Annotated in this window: 10 protein-coding genes; 3 read left to right on the top strand and 7 right to left on the bottom strand. The window is 60.8% G+C overall.

Annotated elements, in window-relative coordinates; all coding sequences use genetic code 11:
- Nucleotides 1–261: 261 nt before the first annotated feature.
- From LMG28727_RS22840 to LMG28727_RS22850, 3 genes are all read right to left on the bottom strand, one after another.
- Nucleotides 262–984 carry a PepSY-associated TM helix domain-containing protein gene (locus LMG28727_RS22840; RefSeq protein ID WP_201644589.1) on the bottom strand — a complete coding sequence of 241 codons (723 nt, stop codon included), beginning with the start codon at nucleotides 982–984 and terminating at the stop codon, nucleotides 262–264.
- Entirely contained in the window at nucleotides 981–1664 is a 684-nt protein-coding gene (locus LMG28727_RS22845; RefSeq protein WP_201644590.1) for a Fe2+-dependent dioxygenase, read from the bottom strand. Before LMG28727_RS22845 ends, LMG28727_RS22840 begins: the two co-directional genes overlap by 4 nt.
- A gap of 118 nt (nucleotides 1665–1782) precedes the next feature.
- Entirely contained in the window at nucleotides 1783–4008 is a 2226-nt protein-coding gene (locus LMG28727_RS22850) for a TonB-dependent receptor (protein WP_201644591.1), read from the bottom strand.
- A gap of 455 nt (nucleotides 4009–4463) precedes the next feature.
- Between LMG28727_RS22850 and LMG28727_RS22855 the strand changes: the two genes are divergently transcribed.
- Nucleotides 4464–5459, top strand: a complete 996-nt coding sequence (locus LMG28727_RS22855) for an aldo/keto reductase (RefSeq protein WP_201644592.1) — start codon at nucleotides 4464–4466, stop codon at nucleotides 5457–5459.
- 39 nt (nucleotides 5460–5498) lie between these two features.
- On the opposite strand, the gene LMG28727_RS22860 is transcribed toward LMG28727_RS22855, so the two are convergent.
- The 4 genes from LMG28727_RS22860 to LMG28727_RS22875 form a co-directional block, all read right to left on the bottom strand.
- Complete coding sequence (locus LMG28727_RS22860; RefSeq protein WP_201644750.1) at nucleotides 5499–6257, bottom strand: ROK family protein; 759 nt, start codon at nucleotides 6255–6257, stop codon at nucleotides 5499–5501.
- 124 nt (nucleotides 6258–6381) lie between these two features.
- A complete protein-coding gene (zwf, locus tag LMG28727_RS22865) occupies nucleotides 6382–7995 on the bottom strand; it encodes a glucose-6-phosphate dehydrogenase (RefSeq protein WP_201644593.1) in 1614 nt (537 codons plus the stop codon).
- Nucleotides 7996–8170: 175 nt separating this feature from the next.
- Complete coding sequence (locus LMG28727_RS22870; RefSeq protein ID WP_201644594.1) at nucleotides 8171–10963, bottom strand: MGH1-like glycoside hydrolase domain-containing protein; 2793 nt, start codon at nucleotides 10961–10963, stop codon at nucleotides 8171–8173.
- Nucleotides 10964–11013: 50 nt separating this feature from the next.
- The gene (locus tag LMG28727_RS22875) at nucleotides 11014–13002 is read right to left on the bottom strand and encodes an amylo-alpha-1,6-glucosidase (RefSeq protein WP_201644595.1); all 1989 of its coding nucleotides are present in this window, start codon (nucleotides 13000–13002) and stop codon (nucleotides 11014–11016) included.
- Between the two features lie 210 nt (nucleotides 13003–13212).
- Here LMG28727_RS22875 and LMG28727_RS22880 point away from each other — a divergent pair, with 210 nt between their 5' ends.
- Entirely contained in the window at nucleotides 13213–13566 is a 354-nt protein-coding gene (locus LMG28727_RS22880; RefSeq protein ID WP_201644596.1) for a hypothetical protein, read from the top strand.
- Between the two features lie 79 nt (nucleotides 13567–13645).
- A complete protein-coding gene (locus LMG28727_RS22885) occupies nucleotides 13646–15796 on the top strand; it encodes a phosphocholine-specific phospholipase C (protein ID WP_201644597.1) in 2151 nt (716 codons plus the stop codon).
- The last annotated feature ends 50 nt before the right edge of the window (nucleotides 15797–15846 follow it).

A 15846-nucleotide genomic window follows, 5' to 3' on the forward strand; every position in this document is an offset into this window, starting at 1 on the left:
CGCCATTGGTATAGCGCGATTCTCGCATGGAGCAGCGTGACGAAGGAAGGAGAGTGGGCGCGTCAAACGCCTGACCCAGCAGGGTTTTCGCGCTCGAGACAGATGTTTGACCGGGCCGCCTTGGCCGCAGCGGGCGACGACAGCGCGTAAGACGAAATTGACGGTAAAACATACCTTGACGCATTGCACGAACAAGGCGAACTTCCCGATCGGGCGACCTGCGCGCCGACCGGTGTTCACATCGTCAAAGAAGCGACTTTCTTACATCATGCTCATGCAGACGGCAGCGGCGATCGACCCCAACACCAACACGACTCCGACCGTCTTGCGCTTGTTCAACTCGGTCCACAGCAGCACGCCCGTGAGCGACAAAAGAATCAGACTGCCCGCGAGCGTATCGATCAGCAACACCCAGCCGATGCTCAGACCGACACCTTTATGCAAGTTAGTCAGCATGGCGAGGAAGGTATTTTCGCTGCGCTTGACCGTCACGTAACCATTGCCGACCCAGTACTCGACCGACGTATTTTCTCGCGGCGACGCGAAGTTCAATTGCCAATGTTCGGGCTGAACGACGCTGCGGTCGCCCCACGCGACCGGATGCGCCGGCTCTTTCTGCACGCGCCCCGGATTACCGGCCAGCTTCAGTTCGTGCTTGAGCCATTTGCCGAGTTCGCGCGGCGTGTCGGGTGCGGGTTGCGGCACCGGCACCTGCACCGTCGACACCTGCGGCTCCCCCGTCGACACTCTGAGCGGCCCACCCCGATGATTCAGAAAGAAACCCGTGGTACCGAACAGCAGGCCCAGAACCGCGCCCCACAAACCTACCCAGCCATGCACCTTGCGCAGCCACTTGACGAAAATCGCGCGCCGCGAGCGCCGCTGCCGTGACTTCAGCTCATCGCTGTCGAGCCGATGCGGCGCATGCGTCGCGTGGTCGGTGCCAACAGCCGCTTGAAGGTCGATAGTCTCGGGTACGCTCACGTTTCACTCCAGGTACGCAATAGATTGTGATAACAGCCGACCAGACTGCGGCGTGCCGCATCGTCGGCCTGGGTTGCATTCAGACGTTGAATGGCGGTGTCCATATCGAACAGCAGCGCGCGCTGCGTGTCGCTACGTACGAGGCTTTGCACCCAGAAGAAACTGGCTACGCGCACACCGCGCGTGACCGGGGTGATCTGATGCAGGCTGGTGGCCGGATAGACGATCATGTCACCGGCCGGCAGCTTTACCTGCTGTACGCCAAAGTTGTCTTCAATGACGAGTTCGCCGCCGTCGTAATCGTCCGGGTCGGAGATGAACAGCGTCGCCGACACATCGGTGCGCAGCTTCACGCCATTGGGCAGCACCCGCACCGCGCCGTCGACATGGCTGCCGAAATGCATGCCGTCTTCGTAACGGTTGAACAGCGGCGGATACACTTGGTTCGGCAGCACCGCGCTGATGAACAGCGGGTTGCGTTCGATTGCGCCGACAACCACATCGCCCAACTCGCGCGCAATGGGCGAGTACTCGGCGATCTGCTGGTTGCGTTTGACTGGCGCACCCTGGTAACCGGCGGTCGCGCGGCCATCCACCCAGGCGTCGCCCGCCTGATCGAGCCGTTCACGCACGAAGCGCAACTGCTCGGCGTCCAGTACATTCGGAATATGCAACAACATTGTGTTTCCTTTGTGTCGGCTTACCGGTGGACCGGGTTGTCTGGGTTACCGAAGTTAGCCAGACCAATATCAGACCAATAAGCAAACCGGTAAGCCTAACGCATCCGCCTGGCGTGTATCAGAAGCGGTAGTCGAACGTCGCCAGCAGCGTGCGGCCAATACCCGGCACCGAACGGCCACCGTCGGACGGAATCAGCGCGTCGAAGTACTCCTTGTTCGTCATGTTCAGCAGGTTCAGGCGCACATCGTATTTCTTCGCGTGATATGCAGCCGTCGCATCCCAACGCGTGTAGCCCGGCACTCGCACATAGTTCGTGTTCGACGCGTAGCGCGGCGACATGTAGGTCGGGCCACCGCCAATTTCCCAGTGCGGCGTGATCGCGTAGGTCGACCACAGCGTCAGCGTATTGTGCGGGGTGTTGGCCGGTGTGTGACCTTGCGTGCCGTCGGCGGCCTTCAGGATGGTGGCGTCCATGTACGTATAGCCGCCGAAAATCTGCCACTTGTCGGTGATGTGACCCGTCACGCCAGCCTGGAAGCCGTCCACCCGAACGTCGCCGTCGAGTTCGTACTCGGTCGTCGAAACCTGCGTACGGGCGTTGTCCATTTCCTCGCGGAAGAACGCAGAATTCACCGACAGATTGCCGCCCAGCAGATCCCACTTGCCGCCCACTTCATACGACTTGGTCGACTCCGGCGCGAGGTTCTGCGTCAGATTGGTCAACGTCAACGCTTCGAGCGACGGGTCGAACGATGTACCGTACGACACGTAGTACGACTGCCAGTCGGTCGGCTGATAAATCACGCCCGCGCGAACGCTGGTGAAGAAGTTCGTCTGCGTCGCATAGGCCGGCAGGCTGGTCGAGTTGTGGATCTGCGCCTGAAAGCGATCCCAACGCAAGCCGCCAATCACCTTCCAGTGCTGATTGAGCGAAATGGTGTCGTTCGCATACGCCGCGATTTCGTTCGATCCCGAATCGGCGAAGTTGCCGACCGTCGTGGTCACACCCGCGGGCGACGACATGATCGCCGGGTCCAGCATCGTCACGACCGGCAGGTTGTTACGCGTGTAGGCCTGGTTCGTGTAGCTGTCGTGGCCGAGTTCAATGCCGGTAATCAAGTCATGCTTGATCGGACCGGTGTCGAATTTGTATTCGACCATCGTGTCGTTGTAGATCGAGTGGTTCTCGATCACACGATCATGGCTCTGCAACTTGATGAACAATTCCGACGGCGGCAGCGACGTGAAATTACCGTTGCTCAACGCCGGACTCGTCGCCAGCGGCCCCGTCAGTACCGATTGAGGCGCGGTCTCGCGCGCGTCGGTCATCGAGTGCGACAGCTGCGTCTGGTTGGTGAACGTGAGCGCGTCCGAGAACTTGTGTTTGATCGACGCATTGAACGTCTGCACATCCTGGATCGTGCGGTCGGACGTCAAACCGTAGAACGTGTTGCGCGGCACCGGCGAAGGGCGGCCGTTCAATGCCTGGATGCCGTAGTCGGGCATGTCGTGGTTGTGCTGGATCAGCGCGGACAGCGTGACTTCGGTCGGCGTGCCGATCCCGAAACGCACTTCCGGCGCGACGCCGAAGTCCTTGTTCTTCATTACGTCGCGCGTCGAACCGATGCTTTGACCGAACGCGTTCAGGCGGATCGCGGACGTATCGTTCAGCTTGTGGTTCACGTCGACCGACGTGCGGTAGTGGTCGTCGGTGCCGACCGTCGTCGAGATTTCCGCCGAGTCTTTCAGATTCGCTTTCTTGCTGACCTGATTGATCACGCCACCGGTCGAGCCCCGGCCGAACAGCATCGACGACGGGCCATACAGCACTTCGATTTCTTCGAGGTCGAAGGTGTCGCGATAGTACTGGTTGCGATCGCGAAAGCCGTCCAGGTAGATATCGTTCTGCGCGGTGAAGCCACGCAGGTTGATGTTATTGCCGATCTGCCCGCCTTCCGCACCGCCGATCGTCACGCCCGGCGCATTGCGCAGCGCATCCTGAAACGACGTAGCGCCTTGCGACGCGAGGACGTCCTTGTTGATCACCGTGACGGTTTGCGGAATGTCCCGCAATGCGGTCGGCGTCTTGGCGCCGACGTTCGAGCGCTCTGCCTGGAAGTCCTGTTGCTCGGATTGCGCGGCGATGCCGATAGTCGGCAGCGTTCCGCTGTCCGTCGCTGTTGTTGTTTTCGTTGCGTCGGTGGTTGCGTTTGCGCCGGTCGTCGCATTGTCCGATGCGGACTGCGCCGTAGTCTGGGGCGCGGTCTGCGCGACTGCGGGTGTTGCAAATGGAATGGCAAAAGCTAGCGCTAACGCAGTCGCGAGCGGCGTGTGGTTGAACATGGAAATCCCGTCAGATGTGCGCCTGCCGATCTTGCATGTATGCCATGAGATAGATGACAAAAGCGCAATTGGCTGGCTGCCGGTCGGGCTCGTCGAGCACCCGATGACGGAATAGCTGGCTAGTTTTTTAAATGAGAATCGATATCATTCCACACGCAGTAAATCCCTACAATCGCGGCGCGCGTTACCTCGCGCAATGAAATTGTTTCAGAATCTTACGAGCGAAGGGTATTTGTAAACATTTGAATAGCCGCGAGCTGGTTTTATTACTTTGTTGTAATGTCTAATGAATGAATACGTAATTGCAATAAGGCTTCTTGTTATTTAACTGCAGCGCCAAATCTTTCAAACAAATAACATCAGGCGGTCGTGGTACAGCGCATTAAATCGCGACACCGTTTATCCTTTTTGCAACACTGCACCGCGTCGGTGTCCCGTCCATCCCGGAGTTGACCATGCAATACCGAAAATTCGGCCACACTGGCCTGACCGTTTCGCGCCTGTGTCTCGGCACGATGACTTTTGGTCTGCAAACTGAAGAAGACGTTTCGCATCGCATTCTCGACACGGCGGCGGATGCCGGCGTGAATTTCATCGATACAGCCAATGTGTATCCGCTCGGCGGCGGTGAGAATATTGCCGGGCGCACGGAGGAAATCGTCGGGCGTTGGCTGAAGGGCAAACGCGAGCGCTTTATTCTGGCGACCAAAGCCGTCGGCAAGATGGGACCGGCGGCGTGGGATCAGGGCGCGTCACGCAAACATCTGCTGGATGCTATCGACGCGTCTTTGCGCCGGCTCGGCACCGATTACGTCGACCTCTACCAGCTCCATTCCGACGACGCGAACACGCCGCTCGACGAAACGCTCGAAGCGCTGGACGTGATCGTGCGCTCGGGAAAAGCGCGCTACATCGGCGTATCGAACTTCCTTGCTTATCGGCTCGCCCGCGCGCTGGGACGCGCGGATGTTTTACGCACGGCGCGTTTCGTCTCGGTGCAGCCACGCTACAACCTGTTGTTCCGGCAAATCGAACGGGAGTTGCTACCGTTGGCTAGCGAAGAACAACTGGCCGTGATCCCCTACAACCCGCTGGCGGGCGGCTTGCTGACTGGCAAGCATCAGTTGAACGCGACGCCCGCTAGCGGGCGCTTCACCGAAACGGTTGGTAAGGCTGGCGCAATGTACCAGGAGCGCTACTGGCATCAGCGCGAATTCGAGACCATCGAACAATTGAAAACAATCGTCGCGCCGACCGGCGAATCGTTGACGCGCGTGTCGCTCGCATGGGTGCTGGCCAATCCGCTGATTACGTCGGCGATTATCGGCGCGAGCCGTGCGGAACAATTGAGCGATACGCTCGCGGCTTCCGAGTTGGTGCTCGATGCGCAGATCAAGACGCAACTCGACGAAGCCAGCGTGCAGTATCGCTGGGGAGACGCCGCGCGCTAGGCGGGCTCAGGCGCGGCAGGCAGGCGGGTCGAAACCGGGCTACTTGAAATGGCCCGTGCGCTGATTCGCTTCCGGCAACTGCCGCGTCTCGCGCACCGATTTCGGATGCCACAGGCGCGCGCCGCCTTCAATGCCCGCGTCGTTCGACACAGTCGCCACGTTGGCCGGCAAATCGAACTTCAGACGCGCGGCATTGCCGCCGCCAATCCACAACTTGTCATAGTTAACCAGCGAATCGAGAATGCCGATCACTTTCTCGACGCGTTTATTCCAGCGTTTGTTGCCGACCTTTCCGCGCGCGGCGTCGCCGATGTATTCGTCGTAGGCCACGCCTTTATTGCTGACCGGATGATGCGCGAGTTCGAGATGCGGCATCAACTCGCCGTCGCGGAACATCGCGGTCCCCGCGCCTGTGCCGAGCGTCAGCACGAATTCGAGGCCATTTCCTTCGATTGCAGCGAAGCCCTGCATTTCGGCGTCGTTGATCATGCGCACCGGCAAGCCGCCCAGGCGCTGCGCCAGCGAATCCGCGAGCGCGATGTCATGCCAGCCTTCCACGCCGAAATGCGGCGCGGTCAGGATGCGGTTATCGCGGACCACGCCAGGAAAGCCAATCGACATCAACGTGGGCGGCTCCTGTTCGACCAGCGGCGTTACCAGAGCGAACAGCGCGTCGACCAGTTGCGCTGGCGTACAAGGATGCGGCGTCGCCACGCGCACGCGTTCGGTTTTCATCTGCCCGTCCGCGTCGATGATCGCGGCCTTCAGGCCCGTGCCGCCCACGTCGATGGCGAGAATCCGCTCGGTACCGCGTGCTTTTTTCGCGCTACTTGCTGCCTTGCTCGTGGGCTGACTGGTTGTGCTGCGTGCAGTTTTACGTGTCGCCAAGGTGTCCCCCGATTATGTTGAGGCAATACTGGAGTTACTTCTTCTCGACTGGATTCTGTTTCAACGGACGCCATGCGTGCCCGTTGCGCGCGAGCAGTGCATCTGCTTGCGCCGGGCCTTCGCTGCCGGACGCGTAACCATGCACGGGTACCGCGCCGCCGGTTTTCGGATGCAGCACGTCGTCGACCGCGCTCCAGCTCGTTTCGATGCTGTCCGCGCGCTGGAACAGCGTCTCGTCGCCGAGCATGCAGTCGTACAGCAACGTCTCATAGCCAACGTTCGCGCGCTCGGTAAAGAAGTCGTTGTAATCGAACGATGACTGCACCGCGCCGATCTGCATCACCGGCCCCGGCGTTTTCACATTGAAGTCGAAGCTCGTGCCGTGCGCCGGATCGATGCGCAAGGTCAGCACGTTCGGCGTGAGCGCGTCGACCGGCGTATCGCGGAACAGGCGGAACGGCACAGGTTTCAGTTGCACTGAAATTTCCGTGCGACGCGCAGCGAGCCTTTTACCCGTGCGCAGATAAAACGGCACGCCGGCCCAACGCCAGTTCTCGACGAACACACGTGCTGCGGCGTAGGTTTCCGTCGAGCTATCGGGCGCGACGTCCGGTTCTTCACGATAGCCCACGCCAGTGGGGCCTTTTTCGTATTGTCCGAACACGACGTCGTCGGGAGTGAGCGGCTGGATGGCGTCGAAGATGTCGGCCTTCTTGTCGCGCACGGCTTCGGCGTCGAACGAATTGGGCGGTTCCATCGCGACCATGCCGAGCAACTGGAACAGATGGTTCGGCAGCATGTCGCGAAACGCGCCGGTCTGCTCGTAGAACTTGCCGCGCCCTTCCACGCCGATCGTTTCGGCGGCGGTGATCTGCACACTGTCGATATATTCGCGCCGCCATACCGGCTCGAATAGCGCATTCGCAAAACGCACCGCGAGAATGCTCTGCACGGTGTCCTTACCGAGAAAGTGATCGATGCGATACACCTGCTCTTCTTTCGCGTACGACAGGATATGTTCGTTCAGATCGCGCGCCGAAGCGAGATCGGTGCCGAACGGTTTCTCGATCACGATGCGGCGGAAGCCGCCATGATCGCCATCGCCTTCTTTCAGCAAACCGGCCTTACCGAGATGCTCGACGATCGGCTTGAAAAAACGCGACGTCACAGCGAGATAAAAAATCACGTTGCCACCCGACGATTGATCAAGCTTCTGCTTGAGCTTCGTGAACGTATCGTCGCTTTCGAATTCGCCCGCCATGTATTCGAGGCGTTGCGCGACCCAATCCCACGCTTTGTCGTCGAGCTTGCCTGCGTGGAAGGTGCTGGCTTTGTCGGCGGCAAATTGCTCGAGCGACTGATGCAGGTCGTCGCGCCACGCGCTCGTTTCACGCTCACCGTGATTGATGCCGATGATCTTCATGCCGCCGTCGAGCAGGCCATCGACGGCAAGGTTGTAAAGCGCGGGCATCAGCAGACGTTTGGTCAGATCACCGCCCGCGCCGAAGATCACCAGCGTACACGGCGGCGCGGGCCGCTTGCCGGCCGGCGACGCTGGCGCGTCGTGCGGACTTGCACTGACCTTGCAGCTTGGTGTTTGGGTGGAAGTGGCTTGATCGGAAGCTTGGGTGTTCGGTGTAGTCGACATGGGATTCACTTAAGGAAGCCAATGGAACAAACGTGGCGGTACATGAAAGACCACGCACGAACCCACACAGTTCAAAAACGATCGCACGAGTACGCGACGCGCGAGGTTGTAGGGCTTATGTAACCTCGCGTTCTGTACTTCACGCGCCGTGCTGATGCGTCGGGATCGAAGCGCGCTACCTGGTCGCTGCAACTGCTTCAACGGTGGCCGGTTCGGGCGCATGAACCGGCGCAGTGGCGGGCGATGTCGAAGCAGGCGCCGCGTCCGGCTCGCCTGTTACCGGCACATTCCCCGATGCGGCCATCACGCGCGGTTGCAGAAGCAACGCAACCAACCCGGTCCAGCCGGTCTGATGCGAAGCGCCGACACCGCGCCCGTTATCGCCGTGGAAATACTCGTGGAACAGGATCAGATCGCGCGAACGCGGGTCGGCCTGCAACAGCGGATAAGCGCCCATCACAGGACGCTCGCCGTCCTTGTTCTTCAGGAACAACGTGGTTGCGCGACGCGCGAGTTCGTCGGCGATTTCGCTAAGCGAGAACTTCTGGCCCGAACCCGTCGGATATTCAACGCGGAAAGTCTCGCCGTAATAGCGGTGAAATTCGTACAACGATTCGATCAGCAGATAGTTCACCGGCATCCACACGGGACCGCGCCAGTTGGAATTGCCGCCGAATACGCGCGTGTCGGACTCCGCCGGCAAATACTTCACCGTAAAGCTATCGCCGTTGTGGTTGAACACGAACGGGTGGTCGCGATGGTATTGGGACAGCGCGCGCACGCCATGATCGGAGAGGAATTCGCTTTCGTCGAGCGCGCGCCGCAACAGCGCTTTCATCCGATGCCCACGCAGCAGCGACATCAGCAACGCATTGCCCTTGCCGGGTTCGTTCCAGCGCGATACCAGCTTCGCCAGATCCGGACGATGTTCGAGGAACCACGCGAGCCGCTCGCGCAAACACGGTAAGCCGTCGTGCAAACGTTCTTCGAGCACATGCACCGCGAACAGCGGAATCAGCCCGACGATAGAACGCACACGCATCGGAATGTTGCTGCCGTCGGGCAGGCGCAGCTTGTCGTAGAAGAACTCGTCTTCGCTGTCCCAGAGTCCCGTTTCGCAGCCGTCGTCGCAACTGACCGCTTCGGCGATATACAGGAAGTGCTCGAAAAACTTCACGCCGATATCGACGAACACATGGTTCGCGTACGCGAGTTCGAGCGCGATACGCATCAGGTCGAGCGCATACGCGGCCATCCATGCGGTGCCGTCGGCCTGATCGATATGGCCGCCGGTTGGCAGCGGCGACGAGCGGTCGAAGATGCCGATGTTGTCCAGTCCGAGAAAGCCGCCCTGGAAAATATTGTGACCGTCGGCGTCCTTGCGGTTCACCCACCACGAAAAATTCAGCAGCAGCTTATGAAAGACGAGTTCGAGGAAATCGCGATCCGCCTTGCCGGTCAGCGCCCGGTCGATCTCATAGACGCGCCACGCGGCCCACGCATGCACCGGCGGATTCGCGTCGCCGAGCGCCCATTCGTAAGCGGGTAGCTGGCCGTTCGGATGCTGATAGCGGTCTTTCACCAGCAGGAGCAATTGCCGCTTTGCAAACGCCGGGTCGATCAGCGCGAACGCGGCGGCATGAAATGCGAGGTCCCACGACGCGTACCACGGGTACTCCCACTTGTCCGGCATCGACACGATGTCCGCATTGCACAGATGCCGCCAGTCGGCGTTCCGCCCATGTTTGCGACCGGCAGGCGGGGCAGGTTGCAGCGGATCGCCTTCGAGCCAGCGCTGCACGTCGTACTGGTAGTACTGCTTCGACCACAGCATGCCGGCGAGCGCCTGACGCTGCACGAGGCGCGCATCGGGATCGGTGATCTCGTGTTGCAACGCGCCATAGAATTCGTCGGCCTCGGCGATACGCCGCGCGAAAACGGCATCCGCGTCGAATTGCACGTCGTCGGGAGCCGACTGGGGACGCCAGCGCAGGTACACAACCGCTCGTCCATACGGAGCCAGTTCGAGTGCCGCATGCGCGCCGGCCTTGGTGCCCGCGTCATGACGCACAGCCTGCTGATCGCCGTGCACGAGGTAATCGTTAAAGCCGTCCTTGAACGGACCCGTGCCTTCCATATTGAAAAGGCGCTTGACGTTCGTGTCGTTTTCGCAGAAAAGCCAGTTGAGTTGCGGCGCGTCTTTCGACCACGCCGTCACGACAATCGGCTCGTGACCATGCTGACGACCCACGAGGTGAACGCTGCCGTCGTGACCCGTACCGGCGACCAGCGACGGTTTGTCCTTGTTCTCTTTCCACGACCACGAATTGCGCGCCCAGATCTGCGGCAGCACATCGAGCGACGCCGCCTGGTCTGCGCGATTCTCGATCGTCACGCGCATCACGATGTCGTCGGGCGCATGCTTCGCGTATTCGACGTGAACGTCGAAATAGCGGAGATCGTCGAACACGCCGGTGTCGAGAACTTCGTACTCCGGCATGTCGCCACCACGGCGACCGTTTTCCTGCACGAGGTCGTTATACGGATAAGCGGCGTGCGGATACTTATAGAGCATCCGCATGTACGAATGCGTGGGCGTGCCGTCGACGTAGAAGTACAACTCCTTAACGTCCTCGCCATGATTGCCTTGCGAATTCGTGACGCCGAACAGGCGCTCCTTCAGGATCGGATCTTTGCGATTCCACAGCGCGAGCGATACGCACCAGCTCAGCTTGTCGTCGCCGAATCCGGCAATGCCGTCTTCGCCCCAGCGGTACGCGCGGCTACGCGCATGGTCGTGCGGGAATGAGTCCCACGCGGTGCCGTCTGCGCTGTAATCCTCGCGAACCGTGCCCCATTGACGCTCGCTTAGATACGGCCCCCAGCGTTGCCAATGGGCGCAGTCGGCGGAATGCAGTCGGGAACCTTCGATAGTGGCGAGCAGATTGGCAGCGCGCAGCGGTGGCATGACAACGTCCTTGCATCAGGCTTGCGGTGGGACACACATCGTAGCGCGGTTTACGCAGCCGTGGGCTTCAACCCGGCAAGCAGACGTTCCACGCGCAGCAATTCTCCGAGCGACCACGCCTGAAACGGCGTGCCGGCAGGCGCATGCGGAGCATCGCCGTCGGCGATTTCGGAGAGGTGATCGAGGCCCGCGTGATCGAGATGCGCGTAAAGCGGCACGAGAAAGCGTGATCTGGCTTCGTCGCAGGCATTTGCTGTGTTGCCGTGGCCCCTCAGCCATGCTTCGACGAACGGGCCGAGCAACCACGGCCACACCGTCCCTTGATGATAGGCACCGTCGCGGGCGAGCGGCGGCCCGCCGTAGTGGCCACGATACGCGGGGTCGGATGGCGCGAGCGTTCTCAGGCCCAAAGGCGTGAGTAGCTGCGCCTCGACCTGAGCGACGACGGCGCGCGCCGCCGTGGCGTCGAGTAACGGGAACGGCAGACCGCCTGCCGCGAAAATCTGATTCGGGCGGATCGAGCGATCGGTCGTGCCATTGACGTGATCGACGTCGACGTTGTCGAACAGCGCCTGCGTGGACGGATCGATAAAGCGTTCACGAAACGCTTGCAACGCTCGCTCGGCAGCTTGTTGCCATTGCGGATTCCACCTTGCTGCGATGCGCAACGCGTTGATCCACAGCGCCTGCACTTCGACCGGCTTGCCGATACGCGGCGTGACGACCCAGTCACCGACCTTCGCGTCCATCCACGTGAGCTGCACGCCGGGGACGCCTGCGCGCAGCAACCCGTCTTCAGAACTTGCCTGGATATTGAAGCGCGTGCCCTTCGTATAGCCGATGAGGATGGCTTCGACCGCCTGCTGAAGACGTGCTCGCGTCGATACGCTCGCATGCGGCGTCGCCAGATAGTCGTGGACGGCGACGATGAACCACAACGATGCATCGACGGAGTTGAATTCCGGTGTGTCGCCATAGTCGGGAAAACGGTTCGGCAGCATGCCTTCCGACAGCGTGCCCGACCATTCGAGCAGAATCGCTTCGGCTTCGTCGAGCCGGTTCGACGCGATCAGCAACCCACGCATGGCGATGAAGGTATCGCGGCCCCAGTCGGTGAACCACGGGAAACCCGCGAGGATCGTGCGGCCTTCGTTACGCGAGACGACGTAGGCATCCGCGGAACGTTGCAGGCGCGAGCCCAGTTTCTCTCGGCGTTGCTGCTCGATGCTCGCGAGCTCGGCGGCATGGCCGGCGGCGGTCTGCGCGTTCACGCAAGGCGGCGTCGATTCCATCGTCGCACTCGACGCGCTGAGAATCATCACCGCGTCAGCATCGGCCAGATTGAAGCTGAACACGCCGGGCGTGGCGAGATCTTCGCTGAAGTCGAGCCCGCGCTCCTGCTCACGGACGTAGCAAAAGTTTCGATACCAGTCGGGCGCATGCGCATAGGCGCCATTCGTGGCGGCATGAATAGCCGGTAAATCGCCATAGGGTTGCCAATTCACGCACGCGGAATCGTCACTGATTTGCGCATTGAAATTGAACGCGGAATTCTGATGATGAAGCGAGTGGTAATCGCGACCCGACAGCAATAGGCGCACCTTTAAAACGGCCGCACTCATTTGATCCACCTGGTCGTCATTCTCGATACGCCAGCGCAACACCGTTTCGCGGGTTGCCTTGCTGACCAGAACTTCGGCCACGACCTCCGTATGCGCATCGAGCTGGAAGCGCCAGGTGGGCCACGGTTCAGTGTCGAACGCGGCGAGACTCGCGCTCAGGTCGGGGTAGATCACATCCGGCACATAGCGCTGCATGCTCAACGGATAACGCTGGCCGCCCGCCTCAAGCCATGCTTCGACGCCATTCACGAGCACCGTGCGGCCGCCCGGCGCGTGCGTCGCGGCGAGCAGCAACGCGTGATAGCGCCGTGTGCGCAGCGTGCCCACGGTACCCGACGCGAAACCGCCGAAGCCGTCGGCTTCCAGCCATTCATCTTCAAGACGTGAGAGGTCGAAAGCTCGTTCTATGCGTGTCATGGAATAAGTGGTTATGCCTAACCATTAATTTCTCGAATGCTTCGATGTCAGGCAAATGGCGTTCCGATGACCATTGTCCTTCCCGTTACTTTCCATTTCCTTTCGAATAACCGACGAACTAGCGAAAGTTTTACTACTCGCAAACGTTTCACAATTATTTCTTGAAAGGATTGGAGACTGCACGCGCTTTCACAAAAAACGGATGAAGAGATGAAAAGAGACAAACGTCTGGCCAGCGCCGCTTTAGTTGCCATTGCGACCGTCGCATCGAGCATCGCGTTGACCGGTTGTGGCGCGGATGATTCCTCCCCCACCACGACGTCTTCCGCCACTTCATCGCCTTCATCTTCATCGCAGGGCATCGCCGCCAATGACGCCGCGCAGCAAAGCGTGCCGAGCCTGCCTGCAGCATTCGTACCCGATGCGTCCGCGCCGTTCGCGGCTGACCCCGCCCTCGCGTCCGATCCGGTCGCGCAAACCATGCAGGCCAATCTCGCTGCCGACAACCAGCAGATCGCCCCGGTCATGCATTACGCACCGGGCGACAGCGCGCGCAGCAACTGACCTGATAACCAGGTAATCGACCCAATTCCACCGGTGCGCATGACGCGCCATTCTTTCCCCCCGCAGAAGGTGATATTCGATGACATCAACTAGCCGTCGCCGTTTCCTGCAGACCGTGGCTTCGTCGGCTGGCGCTGCCGCCGCCATGACCGCGCTGCCCGAGTCGATCCGCAACGCACTTGCCGTGCCCGCGTTCTCGCGCACCGGCACGATCCGCGATGTCGAGCACATTGTCGTGTTCATGCAGGAGAACCGTTCGTTCGACCATTACTTCGGCCATCTGCGCGGCGTGCGTGGCTACAACGACCGCTTCCCGATTCCGCTGCCGAGCGGCAAGCCGGTCTGGTATCAGCCGTCGAAGGAAGATGCGACCAAGCCGGTGCTGCCGTTCCATCTGAACACAGCGACCACCAGCGCGCAATGCGTCGGCGATCTGGATCACTCGTGGTACAAGACGCAGTATGCGATCGATGGCGGCCGCTACGATCAGTGGCCGGCCAACAAGACCGACATGACGATGGGTTATCACCTGCGCAGCGACATTCCGTTCCACTATGCGCTGGCCGATGCATTCACCGTTTGCGACGCGTACTTCGCGTCGCTGCCTGGACCGACGCACCCGAACCGCGCGTACCTGATGACCGGCATGGTCGATCCGAGCGGCACGATGGGCGGTCCGCTACTCGACAACAACGACTGGGTGGACGGCGACGGTCCGCCGAGCTATCAGTTGCTCTCGTGGACGACCTACCCGGAACGCCTGCAGGCCGCCGGCGTGTCGTGGCAGATCTACCAGCAGGGGCTGACCGGCAGCGATCCGCTGAACGGCAACTACGGCACCAACATCCTGCAGAACTTCACGAACTACATCAACGCGCAACCGGGTTCGCCGCTGTACGAACGCGCGCAAACCGTGCGCACGATCGACGACCTGAAGGCCGACGTGCTCGCGAACAAGCTGCCGCAAGTGTCGTGGTTGTGTCCGCCGGCCGCGTATTCGGAGCATCCGCAATATACGCCCGCATACGGCGCGGAATACACGTCGCAAATTCTCGATGCGCTGACGTCGAATCCCGAAGTGTGGAGCAAGACCGTGCTGTTCATCATGTACGACGAGAACGACGGCTTCTTCGATCACCTCGTGCCGCCGCAACCGCCCACGACGCCCGCGCAAGGCCAGTCGACAGTCAGCACCGAAGGCGAAATCCACAACGTGGTGAATCCGCTGCGCGGCGGCAGCTACACCGCTGACGGCTACCCTTACGGCCTCGGCCCACGTGTGCCGATGACGATCGTGTCGCCGTGGAGCAAGGGTGGTTTCGTGTGTTCGCAGGTGTTCGATCATACGTCGGTGATCCGCTTTATCGAAACGCGCTTTGGCGTGCATGAGCCGAACATCACCGCATGGCGTCGCGCCGTGTGCGGCGACCTGACCACCGCGTTCGACTTCCGCACGCCGGACTCGAAGGTGCCGCCGCTGCCGGACACGAGCAACTACAAGAGCATCGCCGACAACCAGTGCGCGACGCAGCCGAAGCCGACCGTTCCGGCCACGCCCGGCGCGATCGACCCGCAGGAAAGCGGAATTCGTTTCGCACGCGCATTGCCGTACGAATTGCATGTGAATGGCGCGGCGAATGCGTCGAAGAACACCTTCGACATCACGTTTGCCAACACCGGCGAGCAGGGCGCGCACTTCTATGTGTACGCGACGAATCGCACGGATGGTCCGTGGCGTTATACCGTTGAAGCGGGCAAATCGCTCAGCGAGACTTTCGATCTGACAACGACGAACGGCGTGTACACGTTCGAAGTATTCGGCCCGAACGGTTTCGTGCGCAAGTTCGCGGGCAATACCCAGGCGAGTTCGCAGACGACGCATATCGCCGGGCTGCATCTCGGCAACAAGCCGGCGCAGCCTGAAGTGATCGTGCAATACGATGTGGCGAACGGCAATGTGTTCCTGAAGTTCAGCAATAGCGGCGGCGGCATTGCGCGTTTGACGGTGACGGATAACGCGTATGGTGCGCGTGTGCGTCCGGTGCTCGTGCCAGCCGGTTTGCCCATCGAGGAAGCGTGGGTGCTAGCGTCGAGCCATCACTGGTACGACCTGACGGTGACGAGCAATGACGACGCCAGCTTCTCGCGTCGTCTGGCCGGGCACGTCGAAAACGGGCGGCCGAGTATCAGCGATCCGGCGGCAGTGGCGCCGGTGTTGGCGGCAAGTTAAGCGCGTGTCACTCCGGGCTTCGGTTGAGCGGCTGCTTCAAGCGGCAGGCA

Source organism: Paraburkholderia metrosideri (assembly GCF_904848625.1).
In the GTDB taxonomy this organism is placed as follows: domain Bacteria; phylum Pseudomonadota; class Gammaproteobacteria; order Burkholderiales; family Burkholderiaceae; genus Paraburkholderia; species Paraburkholderia metrosideri.